The organism is Micromonospora palomenae, from assembly GCF_007829925.1.
GTDB lineage: Bacteria > Actinomycetota > Actinomycetes > Mycobacteriales > Micromonosporaceae > Micromonospora > Micromonospora purpureochromogenes.
On sequence record NZ_VIXA01000005.1, the window covers coordinates 369,397 to 387,783 of the forward strand.

General features: G+C 73.1%; 15 protein-coding genes. 13 read left to right on the top strand and 2 right to left on the bottom strand.

The features are described 5' to 3' along the window. Positions 1-16 precede the first annotated feature (16 nt). From FHX75_RS28665 to FHX75_RS28675, 3 genes are all read left to right on the top strand, one after another. The gene (locus FHX75_RS28665) at positions 17-835 is read left to right on the top strand and encodes an SAM-dependent methyltransferase (protein ID WP_154943526.1); all 819 of its coding nucleotides are present in this window, start codon (positions 17-19) and stop codon (positions 833-835) included. 7 nt (positions 836-842) lie between these two features. Further along, complete coding sequence (locus FHX75_RS28670; protein ID WP_154943528.1) at positions 843-3,011, top strand: putative bifunctional diguanylate cyclase/phosphodiesterase; 2,169 nt, start codon at positions 843-845, stop codon at positions 3,009-3,011. 76 nt (positions 3,012-3,087) lie between these two features. Then, positions 3,088-3,588: a DUF456 domain-containing protein gene (locus FHX75_RS28675; protein WP_154943530.1), complete on the top strand. Its 501-nt coding sequence runs from the start codon at positions 3,088-3,090 to the stop codon at positions 3,586-3,588. A 32-nt stretch (positions 3,589-3,620) separates the two neighbouring features. Here FHX75_RS28675 and FHX75_RS28680 read toward each other — a convergent pair whose 3' ends face one another. Beyond that, positions 3,621-4,358: a phosphotransferase gene (locus tag FHX75_RS28680; RefSeq protein WP_154943531.1), complete on the bottom strand. Its 738-nt coding sequence runs from the start codon at positions 4,356-4,358 to the stop codon at positions 3,621-3,623. 103 nt (positions 4,359-4,461) lie between these two features. Between FHX75_RS28680 and FHX75_RS28685 the strand changes: the two genes are divergently transcribed. Together FHX75_RS28685 and FHX75_RS28690 are read left to right on the top strand one after the other, a co-directional pair. Then, positions 4,462-5,145, top strand: coding sequence for a DUF1345 domain-containing protein (locus tag FHX75_RS28685; protein ID WP_170285498.1), 684 nt, complete (start codon positions 4,462-4,464; stop codon positions 5,143-5,145). A gap of 282 nt (positions 5,146-5,427) precedes the next feature. Beyond that, a complete protein-coding gene (locus FHX75_RS28690; RefSeq protein ID WP_154943535.1) occupies positions 5,428-7,020 on the top strand; it encodes an amino acid permease in 1,593 nt (530 codons plus the stop codon). A 23-nt stretch (positions 7,021-7,043) separates the two neighbouring features. Here FHX75_RS28690 and FHX75_RS28695 read toward each other — a convergent pair whose 3' ends face one another. Continuing rightward, entirely contained in the window at positions 7,044-8,168 is a 1,125-nt protein-coding gene (locus tag FHX75_RS28695) for a PQQ-dependent sugar dehydrogenase (RefSeq protein WP_154943537.1), read from the bottom strand. A gap of 240 nt (positions 8,169-8,408) precedes the next feature. Between FHX75_RS28695 and FHX75_RS28700 the strand changes: the two genes are divergently transcribed. The 8 genes from FHX75_RS28700 (at position 8,409) to FHX75_RS28735 (ending at position 18,370) form a co-directional block, all read left to right on the top strand. Next, positions 8,409-8,765: a GNAT family N-acetyltransferase gene (locus FHX75_RS28700; protein WP_342799407.1), complete on the top strand. Its 357-nt coding sequence runs from the start codon at positions 8,409-8,411 to the stop codon at positions 8,763-8,765. Positions 8,766-8,853: 88 nt separating this feature from the next. Beyond that, a complete protein-coding gene (locus tag FHX75_RS28705; RefSeq protein ID WP_154943540.1) occupies positions 8,854-9,489 on the top strand; it encodes a GyrI-like domain-containing protein in 636 nt (211 codons plus the stop codon). Positions 9,490-9,616: 127 nt separating this feature from the next. Continuing rightward, on the top strand, positions 9,617-10,981 hold the full coding sequence (locus tag FHX75_RS28710; protein ID WP_154943542.1) for a glutamine synthetase family protein: 1,365 nt from the start codon (positions 9,617-9,619) through the stop codon (positions 10,979-10,981). Between the two features lie 108 nt (positions 10,982-11,089). Next, positions 11,090-12,436 (top strand): aldehyde dehydrogenase family protein, encoded by a 1,347-nt coding sequence (locus FHX75_RS28715; protein WP_246158795.1) that lies wholly within the window; start codon positions 11,090-11,092, stop codon positions 12,434-12,436. 5 nt (positions 12,437-12,441) lie between these two features. Next, complete coding sequence (locus tag FHX75_RS28720; protein ID WP_154943545.1) at positions 12,442-13,209, top strand: 3-oxoacyl-ACP reductase; 768 nt, start codon at positions 12,442-12,444, stop codon at positions 13,207-13,209. An 11-nt stretch (positions 13,210-13,220) separates the two neighbouring features. Further along, positions 13,221-13,913: a gamma-glutamyl-gamma-aminobutyrate hydrolase family protein gene (locus FHX75_RS28725; protein ID WP_154943595.1), complete on the top strand. Its 693-nt coding sequence runs from the start codon at positions 13,221-13,223 to the stop codon at positions 13,911-13,913. Positions 13,914-13,961: 48 nt separating this feature from the next. After that, on the top strand, positions 13,962-14,513 hold the full coding sequence (locus tag FHX75_RS28730) for a pyridoxamine 5'-phosphate oxidase family protein (protein WP_154943546.1): 552 nt from the start codon (positions 13,962-13,964) through the stop codon (positions 14,511-14,513). Between the two features lie 188 nt (positions 14,514-14,701). Next, a complete protein-coding gene (locus FHX75_RS28735) occupies positions 14,702-18,370 on the top strand; it encodes a SpoIIE family protein phosphatase (protein WP_154943548.1) in 3,669 nt (1,222 codons plus the stop codon). Positions 18,371-18,387: the final 17 nt, after the last annotated feature.

Genomic DNA, 18,387 nt, shown 5'->3' on the forward strand with positions numbered 1-18,387 from the left:
GAACTGGGGCGAACCGATGCAGATGCCGGACGGAACTCCCGCCGAGATAGACCTGAGCCGGCCGAGCGCGGCCCGCGTCTACGACTACTTCCTCGGCGGCGCGCACAATTTCGAGATCGACCGGCAGCTCGCCGAGCAGATCGCCAGCATGACGCCGAACCTGGCGGCCACCATGCGCTCCGGGCGGGAGTTCCTGCGCCGGGCCGTCCGGGTGCTGCTCGACGCCGGTATCGACCAGTTCCTCGACATCGGCTCGGGTATCCCCACCGTCGGCAACGTGCACGAGGTGGCGCAGGCCGCCAACCCGCAGGCCCGGATCGTCTACGTCGACATCGACCCGGTGGCCGTGGCGCACAGCCTGGAGCTGCTCGCCGGCAACGACCGCGCCACCGCGATCCGCGCCGACCTGCGGGAGCCGAAGCTGATCCTGGACGAGGCCCGGGCCAGCGGCCTGATCGACTTCAGCCGCCCGGTCGGCATCCTGCTCGCCGGGGTGGTGCACTTCATCCCCGACGTCGACCGCCCGGCCGACATCCTCGCCGCCCTGCGGGCCGCCGCGGTGCCCGGCAGCTTCCTGGTCATCTCCCACTCGACCTTCGAGGACCAGCCGCAGGAGATGCTGGACGCGCAGCGGCTGTCGGCGCGTACCGCCACCGAGATCACGCTGCGCTCCCGGGCCGAGATCACCGGCTTCTTCGGCGACTGGACGATCCTGGAGCCGGGCGTGGTGCACATGCCGCTGTGGCGGCCGGACTCACCCTCCGACGTGGACGAGCACCCCGAGCGGTTCGGCGCCTTCGGCGGCGTCGCCCGGTACGACCGCACCGCCGGCTGAGCCCGACATGGCCGCCGTCCCGGACTCCGGCGGGGACGATCTCCACCGCCCCGGCGCCCAGCGGTACGCCGCCGACTGGGCCCGGGCGGTGCGCCGGCTCGGTTTCGTGCCGCTGAGCGCGGACGAGACCGAGCGGCTGCTGCTCGTCCACACCGTACGGCTGGGCCAGGCCGTGCTGGCCCGGCAGTTCTCCGCCACCCCGGCGGAGGACGTGGGCCGGGCGCTGGTGGAGGCGCACCTCACCGAGCCCCGGGTGCTGGACTGGTCGGTGCACGCCCTCGGTCACCGGTTCCTGGCGCAGGTGCTGCCGGACCGGGTCCACCCCGCCGACGTCGCCGACCGGGTGGCGGCGTTGCAGGGGGCGCTCGCGGCCGGGTTCGCCCGCGCCCTGCGCAACCGGACCTTCAGCCAGCAGGAACGCATCGCCCGCTCGGCCTGGCAGGCCCGGGACGCGGTGGAGCGGGCGCTGCGCGACAGCGAGGCGCGCTTCCGCGCGGTCTTCACCGGCGCGGCGATCGGCATCGGCATCGCCGGTATCGACGGGCAGATCATCGAGGTCAACCAGTCCTTCGCCGACATGCTCGGCTACCCCGTCGACGAGCTGCGGCAGATCAACGTGGCGTCGCTGTTCCACGCCGACGACGCCGCCGGCATGTGGGAGCTGTACCAGGAGCTGATCGAGGGCAAGCACGACCACGCCCGGGTGGAGAAGCGCTACCACCGCAAGGACGGCACCGTCGTCTGGACCGACCTGGCGGTCTCGCTGATCCGGCACGACGACGGACGCCCCCGGTTCACGGTGGCGATGATCGAGGACATCACCGAGCGGTACGAACTCCAGCAGCGACTGCGGTTCCAGGCCCTGCACGACCCGCTGACCGGCCTGCCCAACCGGACGCTGTTCTTCGAGACCCTGGGGCGGTGCTTCGAGCGGGCCGGTCCGGAGCAGCGGATCGCCGTCTGCTTCCTGGACCTGGACGGCTTCAAGGCGGTCAACGACAGCCTCGGCCACGACCTCGGCGACCGGCTGCTGATCACCATCGCCCGCCGGCTGGCCGACTGCGTGGCCGGGCAGGGCCACCTGGTCGCCCGGATGGGCGGCGACGAGTTCGTCATCCTGGTCGACGGCGGCGACGGGCTGGACGACGCTGTCGGCGTCGCCGAGCTGGCCCTGGCCGCCGTCTCCGCCCCGGTGCTGGTCGGCGACCAGCAGCTCGCGGTCTCCGCCAGTGTCGGCGTGGTGGAGTGCCCGGCCGCGGAGACCAGCGCCTCCGAGCTGATGAAGGCCGCCGACACCACCCTGTACTGGGCGAAGGCGGAGGGCCGGGGCCGCTGGGCGGTGTACGACCCGGAGCGCAGCGCCGCCGACATCGCCCGGTCGGCGCTCGCCGCCGGGCTGCCGGCCGCCCTGGACCGGGACGAGTTCGTGGTCCACTACCAGCCGATCGTCTCGCTGCTGGACGGGGCGATGCTCGCGGTGGAGGCGCTGGTGCGCTGGCGGCACCCGGAGCTGGGCCTGGTCGGGCCGGACCGGTTCATCGGGCTGGCCGAGGAGACCGGCCTGATCGTCCGGCTCGGCGAGTGGGTGCTGGGGCAGGCCTGCCGCGACGCCCGGGCCTGGCACCGCGATTTCCCCGCGCAGCCGCTGGTGGTCAGCGTCAACCTGGCCGCTCGGCAGGCCGACGACCCGGCCATCGTCGACACCGTGGCGGGCGCGCTGAGCCGGACGGGCCTGCCGGCGGAGCTGTTGCAGCTGGAGCTGACCGAGAGCGCGGTGATGGGCACCGCCGGGGAGCCGCTGCGCTCGCTGCGTCGGCTCGCCGGGCTGGGCGTCCGGCTCGCCATCGACGACTTCGGCACCGGCTACTCCAACCTGGCGTACCTGCGGCGGCTGCCGATCCACTGCCTGAAGCTGGCCGGCCCGTTCGTCGAGGGGATCCGGGCCGAGGAACCGGACGCCCCCGTCGACCACCGGGACGAGCGCATCGTGGACGCCCTGGTCCGGCTCGCGCACGCGCTGGAGCTGTCGGTGACCGCCGAGGCCGTGGAGACCGGCGCCCAGGCCGAACGGCTGCGGGCGCTGCGGTGCGACACCGGTCAGGGGCGCTGGTTCGGCCCGCCGATGCCGGCGGAGGAGATCACCGCCCGGCTGCGCGGCGGGGAGGCGGCGGCGTGAGCGCTCGGATCGGGCGCGGCGGGGCGTACCCGGATGGTGGTCCCACCGGGGGCCGTGGGCGACGGGCGGAGGCGGCGTGGGCCTGACCGATTCACAGGCGGCCGTGTCGGTGGTGGCCGCGCTGGCCATCCTGGCCGGACTGGCCGGCGTGGTGGTGCCCGGGCTGCCGGCGCTGCCGCTGTGCTGGGGCGGCGTGCTGGTCTGGGCGCTCTTCGGCGGCGCGGGCCCGGGCCGGTGGGCGGTGCTCGCCGCGGCCACCGTGGTCGCCGCCGGCGGGACCGTCGTCAAGTACGCCTGGCCGGGGCGGAACCTGAAGCGGACCGGGGTGCCCACCTCGTCGCTGCTCGCCGGCGGCCTGCTCGGGCTGGTGGGGTTCTTCGTGATCCCGGTGGTGGGGCTGGTCCTCGGCTTCGTCGGCGGGGTCTTCGGCGCCGAGCGGCTGCGGTTGGGCAGCAACCAGCTCGCCTGGCCGGCGACCGTGCAGGCGCTCAAGGCGGCCGGGCTGTCGATGATGGTGGAGTTCCTGGCCGGGCTGGTCGTCGCCGCCCTCTGGGTCGCCGGCCTGCTGTTCGCCTGAGCCGGCGGCCGGTCCGGGCGGTGCGCATCGCCTCACATCCGGGATTTCAGCACGTCGACCTCGCAGCCTGGCGCGGCCGGGTCGAAGCCGTGCTCGACCAGCCAGCGGATCGCCAGCAGGCTTCGCACTGACCACCACGCGCGGATCACGTCGAGGTCGACGTCGGTGCCGTAGCCGGCGACGACGTCGCCAAGGTGCTCCTCGTGTCCGAGCGTCAAGGTGGCGAGGTCGAACAGGGCATCGCCCTGGGCCGCCTCGGACCAGTCGATCACGCCGGTGATCTCGTCACCGTCGACGAACACGTGGGTGACCTGCAGGTCGCCGTGCGTGAACACCGGTGTCCACGGCCGGAGTGCAGCCTCGGCAACCCCGCGGTTGCGCGTGACCAGGTCGGTGGGAAGGACGCCGTTCGTGACGAGCCACTCGCATTCGCCGTCGAGGCGCGATGCCAACTCGTCGAGGCTCCGACCGGGCCATGGCGGTAGCGGCGCGTCGTGCAGCATCCGTGCGGCGGCACCCGCCGCGGCCCACGCCGCCGGCGACGCGGTCGACGGCTCGCCGAGGCGGCCGAGTGCCGTCCCTGGGAGGGCGGCGAGCGCGAGCACGGGCGGCGTCCGCCACAGGACCTCCGGAGTCGGGATCGGCGCCATGGCCATCGCCTCGACCTCGACGTCGGTGCGCGCCTGATCGGCGTCGATCTTCAGGAACACGTCGCCGACGCGCAGGGTCGCGCGCTCGTGATGGGCGACGACGACCTCGACCTCCACCACGTCGGGAATTATCGCGGGGACGACCACCGACGTCACCGGCTTATCGCGGGCGACTGCGCGGCTTATGAGCACGCCAGGCGATGCGGTGGGAGAGACTCGGACGATGACCGGCATGCCCCCGGAGACGTTGTATCACCGATGCCTGGGCTGGCACGCCCCTGCCATGCGGCGAGCCGTCCTCGTCGCCTCCATCGGGCTCATTGTCGCTCTGGCGCTCCTGCCGTTCATGACGTGGGAGTTGGCCGCGGTCGGGGGCTGGGACGCCGCCGCGCTCTCCTTCCTCCTCACCATCTGGCCGGTCATCATCCGAGCGGACAGCTCCCACACCGAGATGATGGCCATGCGTGAGGACGAGACGCGGGTGACCGCCGCAGTGCTGCTGGTGGCAGCGGGCGTCACCAGCCTGCTGGGTGTCGGCCTTGCGCTCAGCCTCGCCGGCAAGCAGAGCGGCTCGACGCGGGTGCTGCTCGTCGGCGTCGCAATGCTGACCGTCCTGCTGTCGTGGACCGTGGTCAACACGGTCTTCACCCTGCGCTACGCCGACCTGCAGTTCCGATCGACGACCGGGGGGATCGGCTTCGAAGGCCAGCCTGTGCAGGGGCAGACCACCTACCGCGACCTGGCCTACGTCGCCTTCACGATCGGCATGACCTACCAGGTATCGGACACGGCCATCAGCGATCCGCAGATCCGGGGCAGCGTGCTGTCCCATGCCGTCCTGTCGTACGTATTCGGTGTGGTGATCGTGGCGGGCTCCGTGAACCTCATCGCCGACCTGGCCCGCTGACGCGGGGCGAGAGCGGCGGCGGGGGCGCCCGTCGGGTACGGCGCATCGCCGTACTAGTGAGAGAGAGGTGAGCGCCCCGCGCCGCCGCGGACCGGGCGTTGCCGAGCGCCCGGCGGAAGGCCCGTCGCGATCGGGCCTGGTCACGGGCTCAAGCATGCCGCCGGGCCACCCCGGTCGGCAACGCAATTTGCGAGTTCGGGACTTGCGACGGATTGACCGCGGTGATCCACGGGACGAGACTCGGGCGCACTCGTACCGGGGATCACCTCAGGGAGGTGTGCAGTGGCCACGACGCCCTCGCCGACCGCCGAGCAACCGATGGACGACGACGCCCGACGGCTCGCCGAACTCGGTTACCAGCAGGAGTTGCGCCGCAAGTGGAGCGGCTTCTCCAACTTCGCCATCTCGTTCTCGATCATCTCGATCCTGGCCGGCTGCTTCACCACCTTCGGTCAGGCGTGGAACAACGGCGGCCCGGTCGCCATCTCCTGGGGCTGGCCGCTGATCTCACTGTTCATCCTGATCATCGGCTTCTGCCTGGCCGAACTGGTCTCGGCGTACCCGACGGCGGGCGGCATCTACTGGTGGGCGGCGAAGATGGGCCGCCCGGTGCACGGCTGGTTCACCGGCTGGCTCAACCTGATCGGGCTGGTCGCCGTCACCGCCTCGGTGGACTACGGCTGCGCGACCTTCCTCAACCTGACCTTGTCGGCGCTCTTCGACGGCTGGGCGGGGACGCTGCGCCAGGCGTTCCTGCTCTTCGTGATCATCCTGGTGCTGCACGGGCTGATCAACATCTTCGGACACCGGATCATCGACGTGCTCCAGAACGTCTCCGTCTGGTGGCACGTGGCCGGCGCGGCGGCCGTGGTGGCGATCCTGCTGCTGGTGCCGGACGACCACCAGAGCTTCAAGTTCGTCTTCACCGAGCGGTTCAACAACTCCGGCTTCGGCGACGGCGACACCGGCGGGCTGACCTTCTGGTTCTACGTGCTGCCGCTGGGCTTCCTGCTCACCCAGTACACGATCACCGGCTTCGACGCCTGCGCGCACGTCTCCGAGGAGACCCGGGGCGCGTCGCAGGCCGCCGCCAAGGGACTCTGGCGGTCGATCTTCTACTCCGCGGTCGGCGGCTGGATCCTGCTGCTGGCCTTCCTCTTCGCCGCCACCGACGTCGACGCGATCAACGAGGCCGGCGGGTTCTCCGGGGCGATCTTCGAGACCGCGCTGACGCCGTTCTTCTTCAAGGCCGTCATCATCATCTCCACCATCGGCCAGTTCTTCTGCGGGATGAGCTGCGTGACCTCGATGAGCCGGATGACGTACGCGTTCAGCCGGGACCGCGCGATCCCCGGCTGGCGGCTCTGGTCGAAGGTGGACCGCAATGGCACGCCCGCCAACGCGATCATCGGCGCCACCCTGGCCGGGCTGGTGCTCACCCTGCCCGCCCTCTACGAGAGCCCGTCCGGCATCCCGATCGCCTTCTACGCCGTGGTCTCGGTAGCGGTGATCGGGCTCTACCTGTCGTTCGTCATCCCGATCGCGCTGCGGCTGCGGATGGGGGACCGGTTCCAGCCCGGGCCGTGGACGCTCGGCCCGAAGTACAAGCTGCTCGGCTGGATCGCGGTGATCGAGATCGCCGTCATCTCGGTCTACTTCGTGCTGCCGATCGTCCCCGCCGGGGTGCCCGGCAACGCCGACTTCAGCTGGTCGGCGGTGAACTACGCACCGCTCGCCGTGGGCGGGGTGCTGCTGCTGGTCGCCGTCTGGTGGTACGCCTCGGCCCGGAAGTGGTTCACCGGCCCCCGCCGTACCGTCGACCTGCCGGCGCCGCGAGCGGCCACCGACGCCGCGCGGGCCGACGAGCCGGCCTGACCCGCCCCCTCGTCGGCGCCGGGTCACCCGGCGCCGACGAGGAGCGCCGGGGGTTGCGGCTGCCGCGCCCCGGCCGGGAAGCGGAGGACGCGGTCGTCGTCCGCCGCCGGGCTGCCCCGGCCGTCCCGGTTGCTGGTGGTCACCCAGAGCGCGCCGTCCGAGGCCACCTCGACGGTACGCAGGCGGCCGTAGGCCCCCTGCAACACGGCGGTCGGCGTGCCGACCCGACCGGCGGCGTCAACCGGCACGGCCCAGAGCCGCGCTCCCCGCAGTGCCGCGACGAAGAGCGTGCCGGCGGCGAAGGCGGCCCCGCTCGGTGACGCCTCCGCGGGCGGCCAGACGACCACCGGGTCGCGGAACCGCGGGTCGCCGCTCTTGCCCTCGACGACCGGCCAGCCGTAGTTGCCGCCCGGCACGATCCGGTTCACCTCGTCCCAGGCGCTCTGGCCGAACTCGGTGGCGAACATCCGCCCCCGCCGGTCCCAGGCGAGACCCTGCACATTGCGGTGGCCGTAGCTGTAGACCAGCGAGCCGGGGAACGGGTTGTCCGCCGGCACCCCGCCGTCCGGGCGCATCCGCAGGATCTTGCCGTTCCGGCTGGCCAGGTTCTGCGCGTTGGCGGGGACGACGGCGTCACCGATGCCGGCGTAGAGCATGCCGTCCGGGCCGAACGCGATCCGGCCACCGTCGTGGGCGGCCGCCCGGGTGACCCCGCTCAGGATCACCTGGAGGGACTGTGGCGCGTGGAGCCGGAACCGCGCGATCCGGATGTCGGAGGCGGTGGTGTAGCAGACGTAGACCAGCCGGTCCCGCCGGAACGTGGGGGAGATTGCCAACCCGAGCAGGCCCGCCTCGCCGCCGCCGACCACACCGGGGATCCGGGCGACCTCCCGGGGCGGCGCACCGGGCCGGACCCGGACGACGGTGCCCAGGTCGCGCTGGGCCACCAGCGCGCTGCCGTCGGGCAGGAAGTCGAGCCCCCAGGGCACCTCCAGGCCGGTGGCGACCACCTGCGGGTTCGTGAAGTCGAAGCCGGCTCGGGCCGGCGGGCGGTCCGGTCCGGCCGGCGGCTGCCGGTCCGCCCGGGCGTCGGTGACGCCCAGCCCGACGGTGAGCAGGGCGGTGACCGCGGCGACGATCCGACGCATGTGGAGTCCTCGCTTTTCTGCCGACAGGCCGGGATGATGGCGGCCCGATGTTCAGCAGAACGTCCCTGACCTGGGAAAGTTGCGGGTCGCGGGCGCGGAGTAGGTAGCAGGCCTGTCCACCGTCGCCACCCCGTTGTTCACCTGGCCGCTGGACGACGACGCCGCCCTCATCCCACGCACGGCCGCAATCGGCGAGGCGCACCGGCCGCTGGTGGAGGCGAACTACCGGCGCCTCGCCCGCTGGTTCCCGGACGCCTTCCAGGAACCGCCGAACTGGACGGGGTGCGGGCGAACCTGGAGCGAGCCGGGCAGGCGTGGCAGGAAGGATCGCTGCTACCGCTGTCCATCGCCGTGCCGGCGGAGGAGGGCAGGCGCCTCGTCGGCTGGCAACTGGTGATCGGCGGTCCGGCACGGTCGGGCGAGGTGGGCTACTGGCTCGACGCCGGCCACGTGGGCCGGGGCCTGGTCACCCGGGCCGTCACGGCCGTGCTGGACCACGCCTTCGGGCCGCTCGGCCTGGAGCGGGTCGGGCTGCCCACCACCGTCGACAACACCCGCGCGGTTCAACGGGACGTCGTAGCCGCTCGGTACACATGAGGTCCCTCCCGCGGACGGCGCGTGAGGTGTTCCCATGCCCCCTCTCAGGCGGAAAGGCAGGACTCGCCGCCCCGAGTCCAGGTGCCCGATGACGAACAAGACCGACTTCAAGAAGACCCTCGACGCCTACCAGGCACAACGGGGCCGGTTCCGGGTGGTGGACGTGCCCGACATGAGTTATCTCATGATCGACGGCCACGGCGACCCCAACACCTCGCCCGCCTTCGCCGAGGCGGTCGAAGCGCTCTATCCCGTGGCGTACAAGCTGAAGTTCGCCAGCAAGCGTGACCTCGGGCGGGACTATGTCGTCCCGCCGCTGGAAGGCCTGTGGTGGGCCGAGGACATGTCCGCCTTCACCGCGGCACGGGACAAGTCGCAGTGGGACTGGACGCTGATGCTGATGGTCCCGGACTGGATCGACCAGGCCATGTTCGGCGCCGCCGTCGAGCAGGCCGGAGCGAAGAACCGGCCGGCGCGTCTGGACGACGTCCGTCTGGAGACGCTGTCCGAGGGGCGGTGCGTGCAGACGCTGCACGTCGGTTCCTTCGACGACGAAGCGGACGTGCTCGCGCACCTGCATCACGCGGTCATCCCCGATCAGGGGTTCCGCCTGGCCGGCACTCACCACGAGATCTACCTCAGTGACTTCCGGAGGGTCGCACCGGAGAAGCAGCGCACGATCCTCCGGCAGCCGGTCACCACCGAGCCCGCATCCGGCGCGTAATGGCACCCCGACCGCGCCCGGCCGACCCGGTTCCCGCTCTCGGCCGATCGCGTTTGCGACGGTGGCCGCAGGGGGCATTGACGGTGATCCGGTTCTGCCAGTAGACCTTGGTGATGGAGACGCGCCGATGAGGAAAGCTCCGCTCACGCTGGAACAGTTGCGCGTCGCGGTCGCCGAGGGCGAGATCGACACGGTGGTGCTCGCGCTGACCGACATGCAGGGCCGCCTCCAGGGCAAGCGGTTCCACGCCCCCTACTTCCTGGACCAGGTGGTCGCGCACGGCAGCGAGGGCTGCAACTACCTGCTCGCCGTCGACGTCGACATGAACACCGTCGACGGGTACGCGATGTCGGGCTGGGAACGCGGCTACGGCGACTTCGCCATGCTGCCGGACTTCGACACCCTGCGCCGGGTGCCCTGGCAGCCCGGCACGGCCATGCTCCTGGCCGACCTGGGCTGGCTGGACGGCGGCGGGCCGGTGGTCGCCTCGCCCCGGCAGATCCTGCGCCGCCAGCTCGACCGGCTGGCCGCGCACGGGCTGACCGCGTACGCCGGCACCGAGCTGGAGTTCGTGCTCTTCCGCGACTCGTACGAGGACGCCTGGCGGCGCGGCTACCGCGAGCTGACCCCGGCCAACCAGTACAACGTGGACTACTCGCTGCTCGGCACCGCCCGGGTCGAGCCGCTGCTGCGCCGCATCCGCACCGAGATGGCCGGCGCGGGGCTGACCCCGGAGAGCGCCAAGGGCGAGTGCAACCTCGGCCAGCACGAGATCGCCTTCCGGTACGACGAGGCGGTGGCCTGCGCCGACCACCATGTCATCTACAAGAACGGGGCCAAGGAGATCGCCGCCCAGGAGGGCATGTCGATCACCTTCATGGCCAAGCCGAACGCCCGCGAGGGCAACTCCTGCCACATCCACTTCTCGCTGCGCGACGCCGACGGCCGCTCGGCGATGCTCGGCGACGGGCCCGCCCACCTGTCGGTGACCGGGCAGCGGGTGCTGGCCGGGCTGCTCGACACCATGCGCGAGCTGAGCCTCTTCTTCGCCCCGAACGTCAACTCCTACAAGCGCTACCAGCCCGGCTCGTTCGCCCCGACCGCGCTGCGCTGGGGCACCGACAACCGCACCTGCGCGCTGCGGCTGGTGGGGCACGGGCAGGGGATGCGGGTGGAGAACCGGGTGCCCGGCGCGGACGTCAACCCGTACCTGGCGATCGCCGCCCTGGTGGCCGGGGCGGTGCACGGCATCGAACGGGAGCTGGAGCTGGGCGAGGAGTGCCGGGGCAACGCGTACGACGACCCGGCCGCCGAGCGGGTCCCCGCCACCCTCCGCGACGCTCTCACCCTCTGGGAGTCCTCCGCCGTCGCGAAGGACGCCTTCGGCGACGAGGTGGTCGCCCACTACGCCAACCAGGCGAAGGTCGAACTGGCCGCCTTCGACGCCGCCGTGACGGACTGGGAACTCGTCCGTGGCTTCGAACGCCTCTGAGGCCGCCCGCCTCGGCCGCCCGTCGGGCCGGCGCGGGACGGGCGCGACGCGCCGGGACGACAGCTGCGCAGACACCGTGGAGAGGGCAGGGTGGGACGGGTGACCGACGTGCGGAACCCGGCGACCGGGGAGATCCTGCGAAAGGTGCCGGCCAGCTCGCCGGCGGAGGTGGACGCGGCGATCGAGCGGGCCGCGCGGGCGTACGAGAGGTGGCGGGGCGTGGCACCGGGCGACCGGGCGCGGCTGCTGCGCCGGTTCGCCGCCGTGGTGGACGCGCACCTGGAGGAGCTGGCCCGGCTGGAGGTGCACAACGCCGGGCACACCATCGGCAACGCCCGCTGGGAGGCGGGCAACGTCCGGGACGTGCTCGACTACTACGCCGGCGCCCCGGAGCGGTTGACCGGCCGGCAGATCCCGGTGCCGGGCGGGCTGGACGTCACCTTCCACGAGCCGCTCGGCGTGGTCGGGGTGATCGTGCCGTGGAACTTCCCGATGCCGATCGCCGGCTGGGGTTTCGCCCCGGCGCTCGCCGCCGGCAACACGGTGGTGCTCAAGCCCGCCGAGCTGACCCCGCTGACCGCGCTGCGGCTCGGCGAGCTGGCGGTCGAGGCGGGCCTGCCGGAGGGGGTGTTCACCGTCCTGCCGGGGCAGGGCGGCGTGGTGGGGGAGCGGTTCGTCACCCACCCGGCCGTGCGCAAGGTCTGCTTCACCGGCTCCACCGAGGTCGGCACCCGGATCATGGCCGGCTGCGCCGAACAGGTGAAGCGGGTGACCCTGGAGCTGGGCGGCAAGAGCGCCAACCTGGTCTTCGCCGACGCGGACCTGGCGAAGGCGGCGGCCACCGCGCCGTACGCGGTCTTCGACAACGCCGGCCAGGACTGCTGCGCCCGCTCCCGGATCCTGGTCCAGCGCAGCGTGTACGACCGCTTCCTCGAACTCCTCGAACCGGCCGTGCGCGCCTTCCGGGTGGCCGACCCGGCCGCCGAGAGCACCGAGATGGGGCCGCTGATCTCGGCCGCGCACCGGGACCGGGTCGCCGGGTACGTCGACGGCGCGAAGGTCGCCTTCACCGGCTCGTGCCCCGACGGCCCCGGCTACTGGCACGCCCCGACGGTGCTGCTCGCCGAGTCGCCGGCCGACCGGCACTGGCGGGAGGAGGTCTTCGGGCCGGTGGTGTCGGTGCTCCCGTTCGACGACGAGGCCGACGCCGTGCGGCTGGCCAACGACACCGAGTACGGCCTGTCCGGGTCGGTCTGGACCCGGGACGTCGGCCGGGCGCTGCGGGTGGCCCGCGCCGTCGAGTCGGGCAACCTGAGCGTCAACTCGCACTCCTCGGTGCGGTACTGGACCCCGTTCGGAGGGATGAAGCGCTCCGGCCTCGGCCGGGAGCTGGGCCCGGACGCGCTGCACGCCTTCACCGACGTCAAGAACGTGTTCATCAGCACAGAGGAGTGACCAGCGTGCAGGGACGACTTCAGGACCGGGTGGCCGTGGTGACCGGGGCGGGCAGCGGGATCGGGCTGGCCACCGTGCGGCGCTTCGCCGCCGAGGGCGCGCGGGTGGTCTGCGTCGACATCGACGCCGAGGCCGGCAAGCGGGCGGCCGACGAGGTCGGCGGCGAGTTCGTCGCCTGCGACGTGGCCGACGAGACGTCCGTCCGGGAACTCTTCGATGGCGTGGTGCAGCGGCACGGCCGGGTCGACGTGGCGTTCAACAACGCGGGCATCTCCCCGCCCGACGACGATTCGATCCTGGAGACCGGCCTGGACGCCTGGGAGCGGGTGCTGCGGGTCAACACCACCAGCGTCTACCTCTGCTGCAAGTACGTCATCCCACACATGCGCCGGCAGGGCAAGGGTTCGATCATCAACACCGCCTCCTTCGTCGCGCTGATGGGGGCGGCCACCTCGCAGATCGCGTACACGGCGAGCAAGGGCGGGGTGCTGGCGATGACCCGGGAGCTGGGCGTGCAGTTCGCCCGGGAGGGGATCCGGGTCAACGCGCTCTGCCCCGGCCCGGTCGCCACCCCGCTGCTGCTGGAGCTCTTCGCCGCCGACCCGGAGCGGGCCGCCCGCCGGCTGGTGCACGTGCCGATGGGGCGGTTCGGCGCCCCGGAGGAGATCGCCGCCGCCGTCGCCTTCCTGGCCAGCGACGACGCGTCGTTCATGACCGCCGCGCAGTTCGTGGTCGACGGCGGCATCACCGGCGCATACGTCACCCCGCTGTGAGCCGCCCGCTGATGAGCCGCCCGCTGATCGGGATCAGCGCGTACGTGGAGCCCGCCGCCTGGGCGGTGTGGCGGGACGTGCCGGCGACCCTGGTGCCGCAGGCGTACGTCCGGGCGGTCAGCGCGGCCGGCGGCCGGGCCGTGGTGCTGCCCCCGGACGACGTGGACGCCGACGTGGTCCGGGTGCTCGACGGGCTGATCCTGGCCGGCGGCGCCGACGTCGCCCCGGAGCGGTACGACCAGCCGCCCGACCCGAGTACCGAGCCCCGGCCGGACCGGGACGCCGGCGAGCTGGCGCTGCTCGCCGGCGCGCTCGCCGCCGACCTGCCGGTGCTGGGGATCTGTCGGGGCCTGCAACTGTTGGTGGTCGCCCACGGCGGAGTGCTGCACCAGCACCTGCCGGACGTGGTCGGCCACGACCGGCACCGCCCGGCCCCGGGCCGCTACGGCGCGCACCCGGTGCGGTTCGCGCCGGGCAGCCTGGCCGGGGCGGTGATGGCCGGGGTGGACCGGGTCAACTCCTACCACCACCAGGGGGTCGCCGACCCGGGGCGGCTGGTCGCGACCGGCTGGGCGGACGACGGGGTGGTCGAGGCGGTCGAGGATCCGCGCCGGCGCTTCCTGCTCGGGGTGCAGTGGCATCCGGAGAACGAGGCCGACCCGCGCCCGGTCACCGCCCTGGTCCGGGCCGCCCGTTCCAGCTGACGGGAACGGGCGTCCCACTCTTCGGCCGCGGGTGCGAGGATGGCCGGCATGGGGAAGGTGTATCCGGAGATCGGCGGGCGGCTGCGGGAGTTCATCGAGGCGCAGCCGGTGTTCTTCGTGGCCTCCGCCCCGTCCGGGCCGGACGGGCACGTCAACGTCTCGCCCAAGGGGATGCGCGGCACCTTCCTCGTCGTCGACCCGCTGACCGTGGCCTGGCTGGACTACCACGGCAGCGGCGCGGAGACCCTGGCCCACCTGCGGGAGAACGGGCGGGTCACCGTCATGTTCTGCGCCTTCACCGGCCCGCCCAAGATCGTCCGGTTGCACGGCCGGGGCGTCGCCACCCCGCTCACCGACCCGGGCTTCCCGGCGCTGCTCGCCGGCTTCCCGGACCCGCCCGACCCGCACGCCGTCCGCAGCGTGGTGACGGTCGCCGTCGACCGGGTCAGCGACTCCTGCGGGTACGCGGTGCCGCTGATGGACTACCGCGGCGATCGCGACCTGTTGATCGAGTGGGGTTCCCGCCGCACGGATGAGGACCTGACGGCCTACCGGAGCAGGAAGAACGCCGCCAGCATCGACGGCCTGCCGGTCTTCTGACCCGCCGCCCCGGCCTGCCGGGCCCGCTCCGGGCGAGCGGTCCGCCGCCGGTGCCGGCAGGATGAGACCCAGGTAACCAGCGTCTGTTGGGGCCGATGCGTTACGTTGCTGATCCGTCTGGGTAGAAGGCGGGGCACGGCCGGGTGAACGCCGAGGCGTCGCGGGGCACGGCCGGAGCGGGAGGGTGCATGAGCTCGGCCCAGGTGGGCGAGGGCGAGCGGAACTCGTCGGGTCGGTCCGGCGACGGCTCACTCCCTCCGCAGCTCGCCGAGGCGTTCGCGGCCGGTGGCGAGATGGGCCGGAGGCTGGCCGGGTACGACTGGTCCCGCACCCCCCTCGGCACCCCCGACACCTGGCCCGCGGCGCTGCGCCACGCGGTCAGCATGATGCTCGCCTCCCGCGCCCAGATCGCGATGTTCTGGGGCGCGGATCACCGGACCTTCTACAACGACGCGTACCTGCCCACCATCGGCACCAAGCACCCGGGCGTCATCGGCCAGCCGGCCCGCGAGCACTGGACCGAGACCTGGGACGTGCTCGGCCCGGTGCTGGACGGCGTGCTGCGCACCGGCGAGCCGTACCACGGTGAGGACCACCCCTTCGTCATCGACCGGCAGGGCTTCGTCGAGGAGGTCTACTTCGACGTCTCGTACGACCCGATCCGGGCAGCCGACGGGCGGGTCAACGGCGTCTTCTGCTTCGTCAACGAGACCACCGGCCGGGTGCTCGGCGAGCGCCGGCTCCGGGCGCTGGCCGAGCTGGGCTCCCGGCTCGGCGAGGCGCGCACCGTGGCGGAGGTAGGCCGGATCGCCGCCGAGGTGCTCGACGGGTACCGCTCCGACATCCCCTTCGCCCGCGTCCGGCTCTACGACGACACCGGTCAGCTCGCGCTGGCCGGGTGCAGCGGCACCGGCCCCGGGAGCGTCCCGGCCGAGGCGTCGCCCACGCTGCTCCGGGTCGCCGAGGAGGGCGTGGCCGCCGAGATCGACGTGGCCGACCTCTTCGGCACGGTGCCGCCGGAGGCCGCCGACCAGGCCCTGGCGCTGCCGCTGACCGCCACCAACGAGCCGGCCGGGGTGCTGGTCGTCGGCGTCTCCCGGCGGCTGTTCCTCGGCGACGAGTACCGCAACTTCTTCGACCTGGTCGCCGCGCAGATCTCCCGGGCCGTCGGGCAGCAGCGGGCGTACGCCCAGGAGCGGGCCCGCGCCGCCGAGCTGGCCGCGCTCGACCGGGCCAAGACCAACTTCTTCGCCAACGTCAGCCACGAGTTCCGCACCCCGCTGACCCTGGTCCTCGGGCCGCTGGAGGAGATGCTCGCCGATCCGGCGCTGCCCGCGGCGTACACCGACCGGCTGACGATGATGCACCGCAACGCGCTGCGCCTGCTCAAGCTGGTCAACACGGTGCTCGACTTCTCCCGGCTGGAGTCCGGCCGGCTGGCCGCCCACTACCAGCCCACCGACCTGGCCGACTACACCTCCCGGCTGGTGAGCACCTTCCGTTCCGCCGCCGCGCGGGCCGGGCTGAGCCTGGTGGTCGACTGCCCGCCGCTGCCCGGGCCGGTCTTCGTCGACCGGGACATGTGGGAGAAGATCGTCCTCAACCTGGTGTCGAACGCGCTGAAGTTCACCTTCGACGGCGAGATCCGGGTGCGGATCCGGGCGGTCGACGGCGTCGCCCGGCTGGAGGTCAGCGACACCGGCGTCGGCATCGTGCCCGAGGAGCTGCCGCACGTCTTCGAGCGTTTCCACCGGGTGCCCAGCGTGCGTTCGCGCACCCACGAGGGCACCGGGATCGGCCTGGCGCTGGTCCGCGAGCTGGTCGAGATGCACGGCGGCCGGGTGGTGGCGAGCAGCCGGGTGGACGAGGGCAGCACGTTCACCGTGACGGTCCCGTTCGGCTCCGCGCACCTGCCCGCCGACCGGGTCGCCAGCGGCGCGCCGGCCCCGCTGGCCGAGCCGCAGCAGGCCCGGCTCTACGTCGCGGAGACCGCGATCTGGGGCGACGGCGGCGACGTCGCGCAGCCGCCGAAGCCGGACGACCGGGCGGTGACCGCGGGCACCGGCCGGATCCTGCTCGCCGACGACAACGCCGACCTGCGCGAACACGTCACCCGACTGCTCGGCCCGTCGTACGAGGTGGTGGCGGTGCCCGACGGGGTGGCAGCGCTCGAACAGGCGATGGAGAGCTCCTTCGACCTGGTGCTGACCGACGTGATGATGCCCCGGCTGGACGGCTTCGGCCTGGTCACGGCGCTGCGGGCGAATCCGCGGACCCGGCACGTGCCGATCGTGCTGCTCTCCGCCCGGGCCGGCTCCGCCGAGGCGGTCGCCGGGCTCTCCGTCGGCGCCGACGACTACCTGACCAAGCCCTTCTCCGGGCAGGAGCTGATCGCCCGGGTCCGGGCCAACGTCGAGCTGGGCCAGCTGCGCGGTGAGATCATCCGCCGGCTCCGGGCGCTGGCCGACGCGGCGGTGGCGGTCAACACGGCCCGGTCCACCGCCGAGGTGGTGCAGGTCGCCGCCCGGCACGCGCTCAGCCTGGCCGAGGCGGCCCGGGTGCTCGTCACCACCGCCGGCGCCCGCCACGAGGTCGACGCCGGCGGGACCGTCCCGGCCGAGCCGTCGCACGTGCTGCCGCTGACCGGCACCGCCGGCGCGCAGCTCGGCGAGCTGCGGGTGTGGCACCGCGAGGGCAACGGCACCGAGCAGGCCGCGCTCACCGAACTGGCCCGCCTGGTCGGGGTACGCCTGGAGAACGCCCAGCTCTACGAGGCCGAGCACCGCATCGCCACCACCCTGCAGCACAGCCTGCTGCCCCGGACGCTGCCCCAGCTGCCCGGCGCGGTGGTGGCCAGCCGCTACCTGCCCGGCAGTGCCGACGTGGAGGTCGGCGGCGACTGGTACGACGTGATCGGGGTCGCCGACGACGAGGTCGTGCTGGTCATCGGCGACGTGGTCGGCAAGGGCGTCCAGGCCGCCGCGGCGATGGGCCAGCTGCGCAACGGGCTGCGGGCGTACCTGTTGGAGGGCTACGACCCGGGGGAGTCGCTGACCCGGCTGAACCGGCTGGTCGGCTCGACCGAGCGGCAGTCCTTCGCCACCGTCGTGTGCCTCTGGTTCTCCCCGCGCACCCGCCGGCTGCGGTACGCCAGCGCCGGCCATCCGTCCCCCCTGCTGATCCGAGGAGACGACGTGGCGTTCCTGCACGAGGCGGCGCTCGGTCCGCCCATCGGCGCCATCGCCGGCACCACGTACCGCACCGTCGAGGGCGAACTGGCCCCCGGTGGCCGGCTGCTGCTCTACACCGACGGGCTGGTCGAGGACCGGCAGGTGGGCATCGACGAGGCGTTGGCCCAGCTCCGCCGGGACGCCGCCGTCCGGGGCGAGCACGTCGCCGACCTGGTCGACGCCGTGGTGGAGCGGGTCGCCGAGCGCACCCGGCACGACGACGTCGCGGTGCTGGCGCTGGAGGCCGTCGAGCTCAACCGGTTCGCGCTGCGGCTGCCGGCCGACCCGACCCGGCTCAGCGTGCTGCGCAAGCGGCTGGAGGACTTCCTGGTCGCCCACCGGGTCGGCGAGACCGACCTGTTCGACCTGACCGTGGCGGTCTCGGAGGCCGCCGCGAACGCGATCGAGCACCCGGTGGCGCCCGCCGAGCCGACGATCAGCGTCGAGGTGACCATCGCCGACCGGACGGTGGTGGCGACGGTGCGCGACAGCGGCCAGTGGCGCGAGTCGACCGGGGCGGGCTTCCGCGGCCGGGGGCTGGCGCTGATCCAGGCGCTGGGCGAGCTGACGGTCAGCCGGGGCGCGGACGGGACGGAAGTGCGACTGACCCGGCGGCTACGGGACTGAGCCCGGCTGCCCGGGCA